Below are 16,859 nucleotides of genomic sequence, written 5' to 3' on the forward strand. Positions count from 1 at the left end.
TCTCAAAATGATAGGTTGACCACTCATTTCGAGAGGATGCCATGGAGCCCCTGCCCCCGCTGGATCTGCGCGAGCTGCTGACGTTCGACCCCCACGGAGGGCTCATCCACTTCGCGGGCCAGCGGGTGTTGCTGTGGGATCCGGTGGCCATGGGGCTGTTGCGCAAGGAGCTCATCGAGACGCTGGGGGTGACGGCGGCGCGGGGACTGCTCACGCGGCTGGGTTTCGCGCACGGCTGGCGCACGGCGGAGACGATGAAGGGCGCCATCCCCTGGACGGATGAGTCGCACTGGCGCCGCTCGGGAGGACGGCTGCACACCCTGCAGGGCCTGGTGGTGCTCGAGCCGGTGGAGCGCCGCGAGGAGGACGGCCCGGCGCCCTTCGCCGAGGCGCTGTGGCGCGACTCGTACGAGGCCGAGCAGCACCTGTTGCACCTGGGCACGGCGGAGGAGCCGGTGTGCTGGTCGCTCACGGGCTTCGCCAGCGGCTACATGAGCTACACCAACGGCAAGCCCATCTACTGCATCGAGACGCGCTGCGTGGGCAAGGGAGACCCCGTCTGCCAGATCATCGGCAAGCCCGAGGAGGAGTGGCACCCGGAGTGCCGCCAGGCGCTGCGCTTCTACGAGACGCAGTGCATGGAGGGAACGCTCGCGCAGGTGACGAACGCGCTCAAGGAGGCCGAGCGGGAGCTGCGCGCCCGGCGCCAGACGCTCGCGCGGGTGTCGGGCGTGAAGGAGGACCCCGCGGGAATGGTGGCGCGCACCGAGACCATGAAGCGGGTGCTGGACTTGTCGCGCCGCGCGGCCCGGGTGGACTCCACGGTGCTCATCACCGGCGAGAGTGGCGTGGGCAAGGAGCGCATCGCGCGGCTCATCCACGAGGAGTCGGGCCGGGCGCACAAGGCCTTCATCGCGGTCAACTGCGCGGCGGTGACGGAGAGCCTGCTGGAGAGCGAGCTGTTCGGCCACGTGCGCGGCGCCTTCACCGGCGCCACCCATGACCGGCCGGGGCTCTTCGAGGCGGCGCACGGCGGCACGCTCTTCCTCGACGAGGTGGGCGAGGTGCCCGCGGCGATGCAGGCCCGGCTCTTGCGCGTGCTCCAGGAGCGCGAGGTGCGGCGCGTGGGGGAGAACGTGAGCCGCAAGGTGGACGTGCGTCTGGTGGCGGCCACCAACCGCCAGCTCCCCGCCGAGGTGGCCGCCGGCCGCTTCCGGCAGGACCTGTACTACCGGCTGCGCGTCATCGAGCTCAAGGTGCCGCCGCTGCGCGAGCGCCGGGACGATCTGCTGCCGCTCGCGCGGCTGTTGCTGGCGGAGGCGACGGAGCGGCTCGGGCGGCGGGTGATGGGGCTGTCGCCGGAGGCGGCCGAGCAACTGCTGCGCTACGAGTGGCCGGGCAACGTGCGCGAGCTGGGCAACGCCATCGAGCGCGCCGTGGCACTGTGCGAGGGCGCGCGGGTGGAGAAGGACGATCTGCCGGAAGAGGTGCGTGCGGCGCCCCCGAGCATCCTGCCCGGAGAGCAACCGCGCACCCTGGAGGCAATGGAGCGCGAGTACGTGCTCGCGGTGCTGGCGCGCAATGGCGGCAACCGGGCCCGCACCGCCGAGCAGCTCGACATCGGCATCGCCACGCTCTACCGCAAGCTCAAGCAGTACGGCGAGCCCCCCGAGCCGCCGCCCCCGGGCACGGGGGAGCTCAGTTCAGGTAGCGGTCGTTCGGCCGCTCCTCGGAGATGACACGCAGGTGGCGCGAGCGCCCGCGCAGCTGCCGCTGCAGCCGCCAGTGCTGCACGCGCAGCCACAGGTGCCGGGGGTTGAAGCCGCGCGTGGCCACGAAGGCGATGACGAGCGCGAACAGTTCGGGAATCTGGGTCACCCACCCGGCGGTGAGGCCGTTGAGCAGGACGAAGCCCGCGCCAATGCCGGCCAGTACGTTGCCGGTGACGGGGATGCCCCAGAAGTTCGACTGGGCGCGTCCGAGCGACAGGCCGTAGGTCACCCAGGCCAGGGTCGTCATCACCCCGCCGCCCGTGTAGCCGTTGGGCAGGCGCGTGAAGAGGCTCACCGCGACGGTGAGCAGGCCCGCGAGCACCGAGCCGCCCCACACCACCGCCAGCAGGCGGCGTGGACCCCAGCTCATCTCCAGGCCACCGCCGATGGAGTAGAGGATCATCGCCCCGAAGATGATGCCCAGCGGGCTGCGCTCGATGAAGCCGTAGGTGAAGGGCTGCCACAGCCACAACTGGGACAGCACGCCCTCGGGCGACAGCAGCAACAGGTCTCCCGCCGGACGCAGCAGCAGGGAGAGCACCGAGCCCGCCACCAGCCCGATGGCCAGCTTGGCGGCCATGGATTCCACACCGGCGAAGCCGAACCCGCCCCCGCCAAAGCTTCGCATCGGTCTCATCACGTCACCCTCCACCCGGAGTATCCAGCAGTCGGACAAAGGTGGGGAAACGCCGCGCGCTTGGCAACCGTTTCCGTCCACTACCGCCCAGTCCAAATGACGAAAGGCGCCCTTCCCCCTGTATCCGGGAAGAGCGCCTTCGTGCGAATCGGCCTCGGCCGACGTCCGACTCAGGACTTATGGCGGTAGAACAGGGTGATGGTCAGGCAGTGGAACTCCTTGTCGGAGGACTGCGTGACCGTCTTGTCCACCACGTCCGCGTTCGGATTCTCCTTGAGCCACTTGGTGATGTTCTCGCCCATGTTCTCGCGATCACGCGCGAGCGTCGTGGAGAACACCTTCACTCCCGTGAAGTTGGTAACGGCCATTCCGATCCTCATGCAGCCGAAGAGATTCCGCAGGTTTACCGCGAGTCTTGACGGCCATCAAGGAAACGACCCCGATTTCCACCCGCTGGACCACAATCCGGGGCGTCCTCCCACCCTACCTCTGGGAGTGGGAGGGTGGCCCGGGACGTACCCGGGCGGGGGCTCAGCGCGTACCCGAGGCGCGGCGGGCCTGGCAGGACAGGTCGTCCTTGCAGGACGGCCCGATGCCATCGGGGTGGGCCACCAGGGGCGCCTTGTCGCTCTCCTCCAGACCGCACACCACGCAGCGGCGCTTGCGGTTGCGCCGCTCGGCCCGCCGCTGCTCGGCGATCGCCTTGGCCCGCTCCCGGGCCGCCTTCGCATCCAGCTCGTTGCTCATCGTCATCGGATCCATTCTCTTGAGAGCGCCTCTTAGAGCGCTTCGATGAGGAGCGCGATTCCCTGGCCGCCCCCGATGCACGCCGAGCCGATGCCATAGCGGGCTCCCTGGCGCTTGAGTTCATAGGCGAGCGTCATGGTGATGCGCGCGCCCGAGGCACCCAGCGGGTGGCCCACGGCGATGGCGCCCCCGTTGACGTTGGTGCGCTCGCGCGGCAGCCCCAGCTCCTTCTCCACCGCGAGGAACTGCGGCGCGAAGGCCTCGTTCACCTCGAAGAGGTCCACGTCGCCGAGCTTGCACTGGGCGCGCTCGAGCAGCCGGCGGATGGCCGGCGCGGGGCCGATGCCCATCACCTTCGGATCACACCCGGAGATGCCCCAGTTGACCAGCCGGGCGATGGGCGTCAGCCCGTGCTTCTCCACGAAGCTCCGGGTGGCCATCACCATGGAGCCCGCGCCGTCGCAGATGCCGCTGGCCGCGCCCGCGTGCACCACGCCGTCCTTCTTGAAGACCTTGGGCAGCTTCTTGAGCCCCTCGAGCGAGGTGTCCGGCCGGTTGTGCTCGTCCCGGCTGAAGACCGTATCGCCCTTCTTGCCCTTGAGCGTGACGGGGGAGATCTCCTGGGCGAAGCGGCCGGACTCCTGCGCGGCGGCGAAGCGCTTCTGGGTGAGCACCGCGTACTCGTCCACCGCGTCCTGCGACAGCGCGTAGTCCACCGCGAGCTGCTCGGCGGTCATCGCCATGGGATTCCCGGTATAGCTGTCCGTGAGGGCGCTCCAGAGCATGTCCTCCATGCCGCTGCCCTTGCCCATGCCCAGGGGAATACCGAAGCGCGCGCCGCGGATGACGTGGGGCGCCTGGCTCATGGACTCGGTGCCCCCGGCGAGCACGCAGTCGGCCTGCTCGGTGAGCATCATCTCCGCGGCGTTCACGAAGGCCTGGAAGCCCGAGCCGCACAGCCGGTTGACGCCCAGTGCGGGCACCGGCACCGGCACCCCCGTCTTGAGGCCCACGTGGCGGGGCAGGTAGATGGCGTCCGCGCTCGTCTGCACCACGTTGCCATAGATGACGTGCTGGATGGACTCGGGCGAGACCCTGGCCTGCACGAGCGCGGCCCGGGCGGACTCGATGGCCAGGTCCGTGGCGCTCACGTCCTTCAACGCGCCACCGTACGTCCCAAACGGCGTCCGCTTCCCGGACAGGAAATAGATTTCTTCGCTCTTGGACAGGCTCTTCATAGATGACTCTTCCTACTCTCCACCGGTGCGCGGTGCACGCCCCGGCTGCATCAGACCGTGCGCTCGCCGCCCAGGAAGAGGGACACCACGATGGCGAGGGCCACGAGCGTCCATAACAACCCCGGCAGGTTCTGTCGCCGGATCTCCTGGGCACCCGGCCCCTGATACCAGTCGCGCCCCGCCTGTAACCGGCCTTCCCACGTGAAGTCTTCCGCTGGACAGACGTCCCGCACTCGCAGGCGATGGGCCTGGAGGAGCAACTCGGGAGGGCATTGCGGCATGCCCACCGCCCGGTACACCCCGGCAACGTCGGACGTGGGCCGTTTGAAGTCGGCCGTGAGCACGAACCCCCTGGGAGCGAGCGGCGTCAGCAGGTAGAGCCGGGGGTGCTCCTGGGAAGAAAGGTGGAGGGTGGCGAAGACGCGCTCCTCCGGGTGGACGAAGTCATAGGAGCGCGTGCCCCGGCGCAAGGGGGACTTCTCCAGGTGGACGCCGAGCGGCCGGAAGCCCAGGGCCCGGAGCTGCTCGGCCGGAGCCACCAGCGCGGGGGGCAGCGCCATCCGCTCCGCGGACGCGTCGGGCAGCAGCCGCACCCGGTCCGGAAAGACCAAGAGGAAGGCGCGCCAGGCGTTGAGCATCAACAGCTTCACGGCCATCGCCAGCACGGCGAGCACCAGGAAGAGCTCGACGAGCGCATTCACCGCGGGACCGCCAGGAGACATGGGGCCGCCACCCTAGCACTCCACGCAGGGCCCGGTGGCTCGCCCGCTGGGCGAACCTGCGACGAGGGCCGTGCCCGGGGCATGCACATCGTCCTTCCAGGAAGCGGAGCCGGGGCGGCACCGCGGGAAGACGGGAGGCGTGATGATGAAGCGCTCGAGACTGGCGGGACTGATCCTGGGGATGGGTCTGATGGGCTGCTCCCCCACGAAGCCAGAGGAGCCCGCGCCCCAGCAGGAGGCCTGGCAGGACGACATCCGCTCCCTCAAGGACGCCACGGTGACGATCTCTCCGGGACATTGCGCGGGCGTCATCGTGGCCGACGGCCGCCATGCGCTCACCGCGGCGCACTGCATCAAGGGCGCCCCCGGGGCGCGGCAATCCGTGGTGACGCGGGACGGGAAGGTGCTGGGGGGCGAGGTGAAGGTCGTGGACTCCCAGCGCGACCTGGCTGTCCTGCGCTTCGACACCCTGGCCCCGGTGCACCCGCTGGCCGTGGCCTCGTGGCTCCCCAATCCCGGCGAGGCGCTCCTCTTCGCCGGCCGCAACGACCGCGCCATCGCCCCCCAGGAAGTCGAGCTGCGGCGGCTCGGACGCTGCCCGTCGCTGCCGGACGTGCCCCGCGCCCTCTTCACCAGCTTGAGGGGTGAACCCGGGGACTCGGGCGCCCCCGTGGTGGACCGCCACCTGCGGGTGGTGGGCCTGGTCCACGGCGGCGCGGCGTGCAGCATCGCCGCGCCCACCGCCGAGTTCTCCCCCCTGGTGGACATGCTCGTCGCGGAGGTGGCCCGGCCCGACGCCCAACAGGGAGTGGGCGGCGCCGGTCACTCCGGGCCCAACTGACATTCACCCGCATCCTCTTCCCTCTTCACGGAAAACGAGCGAAACTGAACAGGTTGGGCTCGCGGTGCGCGGGTCATGCAGAAGACCGGCGGCACCCCATTTCCAAAGAGAGGTGGCCGCCGTGAAACCGAGGCTCCTGATCGTGGACGACTCGTGGTCCATGCGGCAGACGCTGCGGTTGCTGCTCGCCCCGGACTTCGACTGCGCGCTCGCCGAGGACGGTCCGTCCGCCCTGAACCATGCGAGGAGCCATCCGCCCGACATCATCCTGTCGGACGTGAACATGGCGGGCATGGACGGCTTCGAGTTGTACCGACAGGTGCGCGCCGAACCTCCCCTGGAGCAGGTGCCCTTCCTTTTCCTCAGCGGACATGAGCCCCCCGCGGGAGTCCGCGAGCAGGGCTACACCTACCTCGTCAAGCCGGTGCCCCCCGCGATCCTCGTTTCCCGGTTGCACGAGCTGCTTCCGCCGCGCCGCGCCATTCCCGCGCAGACGGGAAGCTGAGGACGCCCCCGGAAGTTCCTGGGTATTGCCACCGAGCGGCTATGCTCCGCCGCCCTTCTTCCACCCCAGGTGCTCCGCGTGATCAACGCCTACGTCCGCGTTCCCTCTCCGCAGAACGAGCCCATCCTCTCCTACGCTCCCGGTAGCCCCGAGCGCGCCGGGCTCGAGGCCGCGCTCAAGCGCATGGCCTCCGAGCAGATCGACATCCCCATCCTCATCGGCGGCAAGCGCATCCACTCCACCCGCACGGACAAGGTGCGCATGCCCCACCGGCACTCGCACGTGCTCGCCACGCTGCACGAGGCGGATGCCACCCACGCGCAGCAGGCCATCCAGTGCGCCCTCGAGGTCAAGGACGAGTGGGCGCGCACGCCCTTCGAGGAGCGCGCGGCCATCTTCCTGCGCGCCGCGGAGCTTCTGGCCACGAAGTACCGGCCCCTCATCAACGCCGCCACCATGCTCGGGCAGTCGAAGACGGCGCACCAGGCGGAGATCGACTCGGCGTGCGAGGCCATCGACTTCCTGCGCTACAACGTCCACTTCGCCCAGCAGCTCCTGCACGAGCAGCCGGTGAGCTCCGCGCAGACGTGGAACCAGACGGACTACCGGCCGCTGGACGGGTTCGTCTTCGCGGTGGCGCCCTTCAACTTCACCGCCATCGCGCTCAACCTGAGCACGGCGCCGGCACTCATGGGCAACGTGGTGCTCTTCAAGCCCTCGAGCACGGCGGCGCTGAGCAACTGGTACCTCCTGGAGGTCTTGCGCGAGGCGGGCCTGCCCGACGGCGTCATCAACATGCTGCCCGGCGACGGCCCCACCATCGGCAACCCCGTGCTGGCCAGCCCCCACCTGGGCGGCGTGCACTTCACCGGCTCCACGCCCACGTTCCAGGGCATGTGGCGGCTCGTCGGCGAGAACATCTCCCACTACAAGCAGTACCCGCGGCTCGTGGGCGAGACGGGTGGCAAGGACTTCATCTTCGCGCACCCCTCGGCGGCCGATGATCTGGACGCGCTCGCCACCGCCATCGTGCGCGGCGGCTACGAGTACCAGGGACAGAAGTGCTCGGCCGCCTCGCGCGTCTACGTGCCCGAGTCCATCTGGCCCCGGCTCAAGTCGCGGCTGCAGGAGTTCATCTCCGAGCTGCGCGTGGGCGACGTGAGCGACTTCCGCAACTTCATGGGCGCGGTCATCGACGAGAAGTCCTTCAAGCGGACCTCCTCGTACATCGAGATGGCCCGGCACGGCGGCACCGAGGCGGCGATCCTCGCGGGCGGCGAGGTGGACCGCAACGAGGGCTGGTTCGTCAAGCCCACCCTGGTGCAGCTCACCAACCCCCGCCACCGCATCATGCAGGAGGAGATCTTCGCGCCGGTGGTGGGCGTGTACGTCTACCCGGACGCGCGCCTTGAGGACGCGCTGCGCGAGTGCGACCAGTGCGCCACCTACGCGCTCACGGGCGCCGTGTTCGCGAGGGATCGCAAGGCCATCCGCCAGATGATGGACTCGCTGCGCCACACCGCGGGCAACTTCTACATCAACGACAAGCCCACCGGCGCGGTGGTGGGACAGCAGCCCTTTGGCGGCTCGCGCGCCTCGGGCACCAACGACAAGGCCGGCTCCATGCTCAACCTGGTGCGCTGGACGTCTCCGCGCACCATCAAGGAGAACTTCGTGCCGCCCACCCGCGTCCCCTACCCCTTCATGGGGCAGTAGGAACGCGGGGTGTCCGGGACACGGCCTCCCCCCGAGGCCGCGTCCCGGAAGCGCTCACGGCCGCAGGGTCTTCCAGGTGGCGTCGTCCGCGGTGTGCATCTGGTTGATCCACTCCAGCAGCGGCACGCCCTGGGCGCTGTAGCTGCCGGGATTGAGCAGCATGGTGTGGCTCTGGCCCGGGACGATGAAGGCCCGGGTGTGGGGAAGAGGCTCCAGCACCGAGCTGGAGAGATCCAGCAGCGCCGCCTGGAACTTGTCCGGCGCCAACCCCATGTAGCCCCGGATGACCTGGTCCTGCGCCGAGGACAAGAGCGCCATGCGATCCTCGGGGAACTTGCGCTGGAGCGCCGGGTGGATGGCCGAGAAGTCATCCTTCACCGCGGGATCGATCTCGTTCATCACCGCGTCGTACTTCCACGCGTTGGCCCAGGCGGCCCGCAGCAGCGGGTTGATCGCATCGCTCCTGAGCATCGGCCCCGAGTCGTCCAGCAGGAAGACCTTCGCCTTGGGGAAGTGCGAGCGCACGAGCGCGTAGTTGAGCACCGAGCCGAAGCCGCCCGCGCTCGAGCCGGTGACGACCACCTGCTCGGGCTCGGGCACCGTGGCGGCGATGCGCGCGAGGAAGGCCTCGGCGTTCGGCCGGCCCTTGTGGTGGATCGTCACGGAGACGGAGCCGCTCGTGTAGACGTTGTCCGCGTTGCCGATGTGCAGGTCGCCCGTGCAGTACGGGATGAAGAAGTGGTTCCAGTCCTTGTACGGGTTGTTGGCCAACCCCCGGTCGAAGATGCTCCCCGTCGAGATGCGCGGGGCGAGCTGCTCGAACTGGACCTTGGTGAAGGGCCCGTGGGTGGAGAGGTTCTGCTCCAGACAGGTGCGCGCGTCCCAGCAGGCCCCGCCGCCGTTGAAGAAGATGACCACGTTCTTGCTGTTGGCCAGGTTGACGCCCAGGCCCGTGGGGGTTCCCTCGTCACACTGGGTGTTGGGGAAGTCGACCCAGCTCCACGTATGGGTCGGGGTGATGGGGGGAGGATCCACGGGAAGTGGGTCGTCCGGTGTCTCGTCCTCCCGGCAGCCCACACCCAACACCGCCACCGCCGCCAGCACCGCCCACAGCTTTCTCGTCTTGCTCGAACCGCGCATGTCCATCCTTCGAGGGATTGGGGGGGCAGGACAATAAGAAGAGGGCATGCGCCTCTCCACTCCAATGAGGGGCGCGCGAGCGCTCGGTCGTCCACCGGACAGGGCCGGGGTCAGGGACAGATAGTAGGGTGCGCGCGCCCGGTGAGGTGTTCCGGGCCCTGCCTCGAGGTGCTCTTCCATGACTCCACGTTCCGCGACGCGCACGCGTCAAGCGGCCCTGCTCCGCGTCCTCACCTGCGCCCTCCTTCCACTCGCCGCCTGTGAGACCCCGGAGCCTTCGCCTCCCTCGCCCCCCACTCCGCGCACCCTGCGGCTGCTCCAGACGAGCGACCTGCACACCAACGTGTTCGCCTGGGACTACTTCACCGGCAAGGCGGACGCGCAGCGCGGTCTCGCCAAGGTCGCCACGCTCGTGCAGCAAGCCCGCGCGGAGAACCCGGAGTGCACCCTCCTGCTCGACACGGGTGACACCATCCAGGGCACGCCCCTGGGCACCTACTACGCCCTGGTGGACAAGACGTCCCCGCACCCCATGGCCGTGGCCATGAACGCGCTGCGCTATGACGCCATGGCGCTGGGCAACCACGAGTTCAACTACGGCCTGGACACCCTCGGCAGGTTCCAGCACGAGCTGTCCTTCCCCGTGCTCGGCGCCAACGTGCGCAAGAGCGCGGATGATGGCGAGGCCTTCACCCCCTACCTGCTCAAGGACGTATGCGGGGTGAAGGTCGGCATCCTCGGCCTGGTGACCCCGGGCGTGCCCACCTGGGAGCGCCCGGAGAACATCCCCGGCCTGCGCTTCGCGGATCCCCTGGAGACGGCCCGGAAGTACGTGCCGGAGCTGCGGCGCGCGGGCGCGGACGTGGTGGTGGTGGCCATCCACAGCGGCCCGGACAAGCAGCCCACCGGCAGCGCGAGCGATCCGGCGAGCTGGCTCGTGGACTACGCGGACACGTCGAAGTGGACCGACCGCGGCAACCTGCCCGGCGAGAACGAGGCCGTGCAGATCGCCCAGCAGGTCGAGGGCATCGACGTGATGCTCACCGGCCACACCCACCAGCCCATCCCCAAGATGCTGCTGCGCAACACGAGCGGCCAGGACGTGCTGCTCATCCAGCCCAACCGCTGGGGCAGCCACCTGGGCGTGGTGGACCTGTCGCTCGTCCACGAGAACGAGCGCTGGAAGGTGGAGGGCAAGGACTCGCGCCTGCTCAAGGTGGACGCCAGCGTGACCGAGGACGCGGAGGTGACGCGGCTCGTGCGCGGCTACCACGACACCACCGTCGCCTACGTCAACACGCCCATCGGCTCCACGCGCGCGGCGTTTCCCGGGGGCCTCCCGGCGCGCTACGTGGACAGCGCGCTCGCGGACCTCATCAACGCCGTGCAGGAGGAGGCGGCCGCGGCCAATGGCCATCCCGTGGACTTCTCGCTCGCGGCCCTCTTCACCGACGAGGGCCAGCTGCCCGTGGGCGACCTCACCCTGCGCGACGCCTACAGCATCTACATCTATGACAACACGCTGTACGTGATGGAGATCAACGGCTCCATCCTGCGCCGCGCCCTGGAGTGGAACGCGAACTACTTCGCGCCCTGGAATACCCAGGCCGACGTCACCAAGCCCCGGAGCGCCCTGACCAGCACCGTGGCCGACTACAACTGGGATCTCTACTCGCGCATCGAGTACGGGTACGACCTCACCCGGCCCGCCGGCTCGCGCCTCACCCACTTGCGCTTCCAGGGCAAGAACGTGAGCGACACGGACGTCTTCCGCGTCGCCATCAACAACTACCGGGCGGGCGGCGGCGGCGGCTACACCATGTACCGCGAGGGCCGCGTGCTGTGGACCTCGGCCGATGGCGTGCGCGACTACATCGCCAGCTACGTGCGCAACCACCCCGGCCTGGATCCGGACAGCGTGAACACCTGCAACTTCACGCTCGCGCCGGACCCCTACCGCTACTTCTTCCAGGAGAAGGCCGGCCCCGTGAAGTGCTCGGCGCCGTAGCTCACACCGCCGAGGGTGGGGGCATCCGGTCGCGGGGGAAGCGGGCCTGGAACACGGTCCCCTCCCCCGCTCGGGAGCGCACCTCGATGACGCCCCCGTGCGCCTCGACGATCCGCCGGGTGATGAAGAGGCCCAGGCCCACGCTGCCCGGAGTGCCCCCCGCCCCCTGCCCCCGCCGGAAGGGCTCGAACAAGGTCGGCAGCTCCTCGGCGGGAATGGGCGTGCCCTGGTTGTGGACGCTCAATTGGACCTCCGCCTCCAGACCCCGCGACTCCACGCGCACCGCGCTGTCCGCGGGGCTGTGCTGCACGGCGTTGCCCACCAGGTTGGTGATGACCTGGGCCATGCGGTCCGCGTCCCACGCGCCGTGCGCGTCCCCACTCGCCTGGAAGAGAATGTGCCGCTCGGGGTGCGCGAGCTGCACTTCCTCCACCACGTGCCGCGCGAGCCCGTGCAAATCCAGCGGCCTGGGCGACACGGGGATGCCCCCCACGCGCGCCTGGGTGGAGTCGAGCAGATCCCGGATCATCCGCAGCGCCCGATCCGCCGCCGAGTAGATGCGGCTGAGCCCCTTGGCCTGCCAGTCGGTGAGCCCCTCGCGCTTGAGCATCACGCTGGCCGACATGGAGATGGCGGAGATGGGATTGCGCAAGTCATGGGACACCACGGCCACCAGGTCGTCCCGGATGCGCACCGCTTGTTGCTCCTGCTGGAAGAGCCGGGCGTTCTCGATGGCCAGCGCCGTGCGATCGACGACCTCGCGGAAGAGCACGAGGTCGTCCTCGGAGTAGGCCGGATTGGGAGCGAACCGGTAGAGCACCATCAAGCCAAGGGTCCGCCCCGGAGCGCGCAAGGGTAGCAGGGCGACACCGTTGGGCCGCCACCGCTCGAGCTCCAGCGATCCCTTGGGCGGCACCGCCAGGAATACGTCATGGATACCGGGTGCCCGGGGAGACACGAGCAGGGGCTCGCCCGAGGCCAGTGCCCGGGCTGGCACCTCGTCCTGGGTGTGCAGGGGGAGCTGCATCAGGAAGTGGCGGGCACTGGCCTCCAGCTCCGGGTCCCGGGCATAGAGCATCCGGGCCTCCAGCAGGCGACCATCCGCGGAGACCATCCGCCAGCAGCAGACGTCCCCGACGTGCTCGGCCAGCTGCCGGCACGTGGTGTCCAGGATGGACTCCAGCGACAGCCGGGACTCGGCCAGGGCGCGCGACAGGCCCGCGAGCGCCACCAGGCGTGTGCGCTCCACCTTCAGCTCGCGCACCAACCGCTCGCGCTCGGCCTCGGCCTGCTGCTGCTCGGTGACGTCATGGGCGATGAGGACCGCGCCCACGGGGGTGCCGTCGGGCTGGCGCAGCGGCGAGGCCGTTCCCTCCAACGTGCGCCACTGGCCATCCGGCCGGAGCACCCGCCAGCGGGCGTTGGTGACGAGCTCGCCCCGCACCGCCCTTTGTAAGGGAGCGTCCTCGCGCGTCAGGGCCCGCCCGTCCACCGTGAAGAGCTTGTAGGGCCGGGCATCGAATGGCGCGGACGCCTGCGCCGCGGTGGCCCCATGGTGACGCTCGGCGGCGGCGTTGAAGAGACGAACGATTCCATTCGTGTCCGCCATGATGAGGCCCTCGCCGCTCTGCTCGATGATGAGCCGCAGCAGCGCCTTCTGGGACTCGGCCTCCTCGCGGGCCTCCGTCTCGCGCACGAGCAACTGGTTGCGCTCGTCGGTGGAGGCCTGGAGCGAGCGCGCCATCCGCTCGAAGGTGGTGGCGAAGGTCTTCAACTCCCCGGGGCCCTCGGCCGGCACCGCGACGTCGAAGTCCCCCGCCTGCAGCGCCCGCGCCGTCCGCGTGAGGTTGCGCACGGGGCGCGACAACCGGCGCGAGAAGAGGAAGGACAGCCCCACGGTGAGCGACACCAGCGCGGCGGAGGCCTGGGCCACCCGGGTGCGCAACCTGTACGCCGGGGCGAAGGCCTCGGCCTGCTCGATGTGGGCCATGATGCAGCCCCCGCCTATCTCCTCGATGTAGCGAAAGGCGTGGATGACCTGGACGCCGCGATAGTCCACCCCCGCCATCTCGCCGTCCCGGCCCTCCAGACACAGCCCGATGGGCCGCGAGTCGAGGGGATGGCTCTCCACTCCGTGCCCGGGGTACTTCGGCGTCGTGAGGAAGGCGCCCTCGGGGTCGACCAGGAAGGTCTCTCCGGACATCCCCAGCCCATAGCGCTCCAGGAAGATGCCGTTGATGGGACCCAGGCCGAAGCGGAGCCCCAGCAGGTCGTCTCCGGAGTGGACGATGAGCTCGTACACGCGCTCGAAGCCCTGTCCCGGCTCGAAGCGCACCCACTGGTCGGGCGGCAGCCGAGCCAGGGGCGCCGGGTCCTCCGCTGCGGTGCCCACCCGCAGCGGCTCTCCGTGGGAGAGCTGGAGCCGCGCCCCCAGTGCCGTCTCGGTGAAGGCGAAGTCGGCGAGCGCGTCCCGGAAACACCGGGTGCGCTCGCGCTCGGACATGGGAACACACCGCACGCGCGTGAGGTTCAGGAAGCCCTGGGCGCGCTCGCGCTGCCGGGAGAGGCGGAACTTCAGCGATTGTTCCCGTGCGTTGGCGACGATCTCCACCGCCCGGATGGCGTCCTGATCCACCACCTCGCGGGCGGCCCGGTAGGACAACCAGCCCAACAGCCCCGTCGCCACCACCACTGGTGTCACCATCAGCAGCAGAAAGAGCGAACGGAAGGACATGGAACGCATGGTCTGCGCGCAAGGATTGTCACGAGCAAGACCGGCGCCAACGCATCGCGGGGCATGACATGGGCCCACGGGGCAGCCCCGTTCGGGGTGAGTCTCCGGGAAACGTCAGGGCGCGGTCCGAGTTCCGGTGGATTCCGGAACTTCATCCCGTCCCCGGGGGAGGGGCTATGCTGCCGCCCCATGCCTACTCCTCACATTTCCGCCGCACCGGGAGACTTCGCCGAGGTGATCCTCATGCCCGGAGATCCCCTGCGCGCCCGCTACATCGCCCAGCGCTTCCTCCAGGACGCGCGCGAGGTCACCTCGGTCCGCAACATGTTCGGCTACACGGGCACCCACCAGGGCCGCCGGCTGTCCGTGATGGGCCATGGCATGGGCATCCCCTCGCTCTCCATCTACACCACCGAGCTCATCCGCGAGTACGGCGTGCGCGTCATCCTCCGTGTGGGCAGCTGCGGCGCCCTGCGCCAGGACGTGAAGCTGCGCGACATCATCGTGGCGACGGCCGCGGGCACCGACTCCAACGTCAACCGCATGCGCCTGGGTGGCCATGACTTCCCCGCCGTGGCGGACTTCATGCTCGCCCGCCAGGCGGTGGAGGCCGCCGAGAAGCGCGGGCGGCCCGTGCGAGTGGGCAGCGTGTTCACCTCGGATCTCTTCTACGCCCCCGAGGGCGAGGTGGCGAAGAACGCCCTGTATGCCCGCATGGGCATGCTCGCGGTGGAGATGGAGGTGGCCGGCCTCTACGGCGTCGCGGCCGAGTTCGGCGCCCGCGCCCTCGGCCTGCTCACGGTGTCCGACCACATCCTCACCCACGAGTCCCTCAGCGCCGCCGACCGCCAGACCACGTTCGACGAGATGATCGAACTGGCCCTGGACGTGGCCGCCGCTCAGTAGGCGCCCGTGCGCCGCAGCACCGCTGGCAACGTGCGCAGGAGGATTTCAATGTCCAGCCAGAGCGACCAGCGGTGGATGTACTCGCAGTCCAGCCGCACCACCTCCTCGAAGTCGGTGATGGAGCTGCGGCCGCTGACCTGCCACAGGCCGGTGATGCCCGGACGGGCCCCCAGCCGGCCGAAGTGGTGGTCGCGGTAGGTGGCCAGGTCCGACTCGAAGAAGGGCCGGGGCCCCACGATGGACATCTCCCCGCGCAGCACGTTGAAGAGCTGGGGCAGCTCGTCCAGGCTCCACTTGCGCAGGATGGCCCCCACGCGCGTGACGCGCGGATCATTGGGAATCTTGAACAGGCGCGCGTCCCCGCTGGTGTTCAGGTGCGCCAGCTTCGCCTTCTCCGCGTCCGCGCCCACCCGCATGGTGCGGAACTTCATCATGCGGAAGGTACGGCCGCCGCGCCCCACGCGCTCCTGGGCGAAGAAGACGGGCCCGCGCGAGTCGAGCTTGATGGCGGCGGCGATCAGCGCGAGCAGCGGCGAGATGGCCAGCAGCCCCAGCCCCGCGCCCACCACGTCCACGCACCGCTTCACCCACAGCTGCTGCGCGCGCAGCGACGGCAGCGTCAGCTCCATGAAGGGCATGGCGCGGTAGGAGATGGGCGAGGGGCGCACCCAGCCGCCGAGCCGGTCATACCGGGACACGGCGAGCAGCCGCACGCCCGCGGAGTCCACCGCCTCGAGCAACTGCCTGAGCTGCGCGTCCCCGAGCATGCCGCAGAGCACCACGGTGTCCGCGGAGTTGTTCTGCAGCACGCTCCACAGGTCATCCAACGAGCCGAGCAGCTTGTCCTCGCCGGAGACCCGCACGTTCTTCTGGATGGACACCCAGCCCATCATGTCCAGCACGCCGAAGTGCTCCAGGCGCTCGCGCACCCGGCGGCTCTCCGGCGCCTCCGGGTCTCCCACCAGCAGCACGCGCTCGGCGGGCGAGCTGAAGAAGGGAATGCGGATGAGCCGGGCGATGAGCCAGGCCAGGCCCTGGCGCGTCCCCACCAGGGCGACTCCCAGGCCGGCCACCGCCGTGAGGTAGTGCACCACCACGGGGGCGATGCCGCGCAGCCACAGGTCTCGCCAGAGCACCAGGCCCACGGCGAGCAACACCCCACTGACGATCTTCCGCGGCGAACGCCAGTCATCCCCCGAGTGGTAGGCCCCCACCACCAGCAGCCCCACCACGAGCGCGGCCCCCATCTGCCAGCCGCCCGCGGACCCCAGCGGAGGCAACGCCCAGCGCGTGGCCGCGTCGAGCGGCTCGAAGCGGTGGCTCGTCTTGAACGTGTTCAGCGCGGCGCGCGCCAGCACGAAGGCCGTCGCGTCCGCGGCCAGCAACAACAGCACCCGGGCGGAGGCCCGCAGCGCGTGCATCAGCAGCGTGCGCGAGGCGCGGCGCTGCAACATCACCCGGGGCGGCACCAGCCAGAGCGACTTGACCGCCGCGTTGACCGCCGCGAAACGGCCCGACGCGGTGAACTTGCCTGGAGCGGGGGGAGGAACCGAGGGGGTCACCCCCGCATCTTCTCCTTGCTTTTCCTATTAGTCCACGGGGCCCCCCTCCGGTGCCCTGCTCCAGGTGATGAATGGAAGACGTCCTCCTGAAGCACGCGCCCGGCACGTCCGCTCGCCTGCTTTCGAGTTCGTCACTTATCCGCTACGGCGGATGTCTTGACAAGATGGCGGACGGGGCGCATCTTGCCGCCCGTCATGAACTCCGTGGTTCGCAACAGCCGTCGAATGTTGATGCCGAGTGGTGGGCGCCCGCCCGCCACCGGTTGACCGACGTCCGTCGACCAGTGGCAGAGCGCGCGGAGCCCACCATCCCCCACGAGGGGCCGGTGGG

The 16,859-nt window shown here is 69.7% G+C and carries 14 protein-coding genes; 6 read left to right on the top strand and 8 right to left on the bottom strand.

The features are described 5' to 3' along the window. The first annotated feature begins 41 nt into the window (after nucleotides 1-41). Nucleotides 42-1,739 carry a sigma 54-interacting transcriptional regulator gene (locus F0U63_RS40145; RefSeq protein ID WP_395838758.1) on the top strand — a complete coding sequence of 566 codons (1,698 nt, stop codon included), beginning with the start codon at nucleotides 42-44 and terminating at the stop codon, nucleotides 1,737-1,739. Here the strand turns inward: F0U63_RS40145 and F0U63_RS40150 are convergent. The 5 genes from F0U63_RS40150 to F0U63_RS40170 all read right to left on the bottom strand — a co-directional run bounded on the left by F0U63_RS40150 (nucleotide 1,699) and on the right by F0U63_RS40170 (nucleotide 5,116). Continuing rightward, nucleotides 1,699-2,409 carry a DUF1751 domain-containing protein gene (locus F0U63_RS40150; RefSeq protein ID WP_395838760.1) on the bottom strand — a complete coding sequence of 237 codons (711 nt, stop codon included), beginning with the start codon at nucleotides 2,407-2,409 and terminating at the stop codon, nucleotides 1,699-1,701. The two genes, F0U63_RS40145 and F0U63_RS40150, sit on opposite strands and share 41 nt — an antisense overlap. 170 nt (nucleotides 2,410-2,579) lie before the next feature. Next, a complete protein-coding gene (locus F0U63_RS40155) occupies nucleotides 2,580-2,777 on the bottom strand; it encodes a hypothetical protein (RefSeq protein ID WP_095990234.1) in 198 nt (65 codons plus the stop codon). 163 nt (nucleotides 2,778-2,940) lie between these two features. Continuing rightward, nucleotides 2,941-3,156: a hypothetical protein gene (locus F0U63_RS40160; protein ID WP_071899186.1), complete on the bottom strand. Its 216-nt coding sequence runs from the start codon at nucleotides 3,154-3,156 to the stop codon at nucleotides 2,941-2,943. A gap of 32 nt (nucleotides 3,157-3,188) precedes the next feature. Further along, nucleotides 3,189-4,394, bottom strand: a complete 1,206-nt coding sequence (locus F0U63_RS40165; protein ID WP_395838762.1) for an acetyl-CoA C-acetyltransferase — start codon at nucleotides 4,392-4,394, stop codon at nucleotides 3,189-3,191. A gap of 50 nt (nucleotides 4,395-4,444) precedes the next feature. Continuing rightward, complete coding sequence (locus F0U63_RS40170) at nucleotides 4,445-5,116, bottom strand: hypothetical protein (protein ID WP_395838764.1); 672 nt, start codon at nucleotides 5,114-5,116, stop codon at nucleotides 4,445-4,447. A gap of 142 nt (nucleotides 5,117-5,258) precedes the next feature. Between F0U63_RS40170 and F0U63_RS40175 the strand changes: the two genes are divergently transcribed. The 3 genes from F0U63_RS40175 (at nucleotide 5,259) to pruA (ending at nucleotide 8,178) form a co-directional block, all read left to right on the top strand. Beyond that, nucleotides 5,259-5,957, top strand: coding sequence for a serine protease (locus F0U63_RS40175; RefSeq protein WP_395838766.1), 699 nt, complete (start codon nucleotides 5,259-5,261; stop codon nucleotides 5,955-5,957). Between the two features lie 121 nt (nucleotides 5,958-6,078). Beyond that, on the top strand, nucleotides 6,079-6,462 hold the full coding sequence (locus F0U63_RS40180) for a response regulator (protein ID WP_395838768.1): 384 nt from the start codon (nucleotides 6,079-6,081) through the stop codon (nucleotides 6,460-6,462). A gap of 78 nt (nucleotides 6,463-6,540) precedes the next feature. Then, nucleotides 6,541-8,178 carry an L-glutamate gamma-semialdehyde dehydrogenase gene (gene pruA, locus F0U63_RS40185; RefSeq protein ID WP_395838770.1) on the top strand — a complete coding sequence of 546 codons (1,638 nt, stop codon included), beginning with the start codon at nucleotides 6,541-6,543 and terminating at the stop codon, nucleotides 8,176-8,178. Between the two features lie 54 nt (nucleotides 8,179-8,232). Here pruA and F0U63_RS40190 read toward each other — a convergent pair whose 3' ends face one another. After that, nucleotides 8,233-9,318 carry a pectin acetylesterase-family hydrolase gene (locus F0U63_RS40190; RefSeq protein WP_395838772.1) on the bottom strand — a complete coding sequence of 362 codons (1,086 nt, stop codon included), beginning with the start codon at nucleotides 9,316-9,318 and terminating at the stop codon, nucleotides 8,233-8,235. A gap of 178 nt (nucleotides 9,319-9,496) precedes the next feature. On the opposite strand from F0U63_RS40190, the gene F0U63_RS40195 reads away from it, so the two are divergent. Then, a complete protein-coding gene (locus F0U63_RS40195; RefSeq protein ID WP_395838774.1) occupies nucleotides 9,497-11,326 on the top strand; it encodes a bifunctional metallophosphatase/5'-nucleotidase in 1,830 nt (609 codons plus the stop codon). Nucleotide 11,327: 1 nt separating this feature from the next. On the opposite strand, the gene F0U63_RS40200 is transcribed toward F0U63_RS40195, so the two are convergent. Beyond that, the gene (locus F0U63_RS40200) at nucleotides 11,328-14,060 is read right to left on the bottom strand and encodes an ATP-binding protein (RefSeq protein ID WP_395838776.1); all 2,733 of its coding nucleotides are present in this window, start codon (nucleotides 14,058-14,060) and stop codon (nucleotides 11,328-11,330) included. 189 nt (nucleotides 14,061-14,249) lie between these two features. On the opposite strand from F0U63_RS40200, the gene deoD reads away from it, so the two are divergent. Continuing rightward, nucleotides 14,250-14,966 (top strand): purine-nucleoside phosphorylase, encoded by a 717-nt coding sequence (gene deoD / locus F0U63_RS40205; protein ID WP_395838778.1) that lies wholly within the window; start codon nucleotides 14,250-14,252, stop codon nucleotides 14,964-14,966. Here the strand turns inward: deoD and F0U63_RS40210 are convergent. Further along, nucleotides 14,960-16,528, bottom strand: coding sequence for a sugar transferase (locus F0U63_RS40210; RefSeq protein ID WP_395838780.1), 1,569 nt, complete (start codon nucleotides 16,526-16,528; stop codon nucleotides 14,960-14,962). The two genes, deoD and F0U63_RS40210, sit on opposite strands and share 7 nt — an antisense overlap. Nucleotides 16,529-16,859 lie beyond the last annotated feature (331 nt).

It is taken from the genome of Cystobacter fuscus (assembly GCF_044360685.1).
In the GTDB taxonomy this organism is placed as follows: Bacteria; Myxococcota; Myxococcia; order Myxococcales; family Myxococcaceae; genus Cystobacter; species Cystobacter fuscus_C.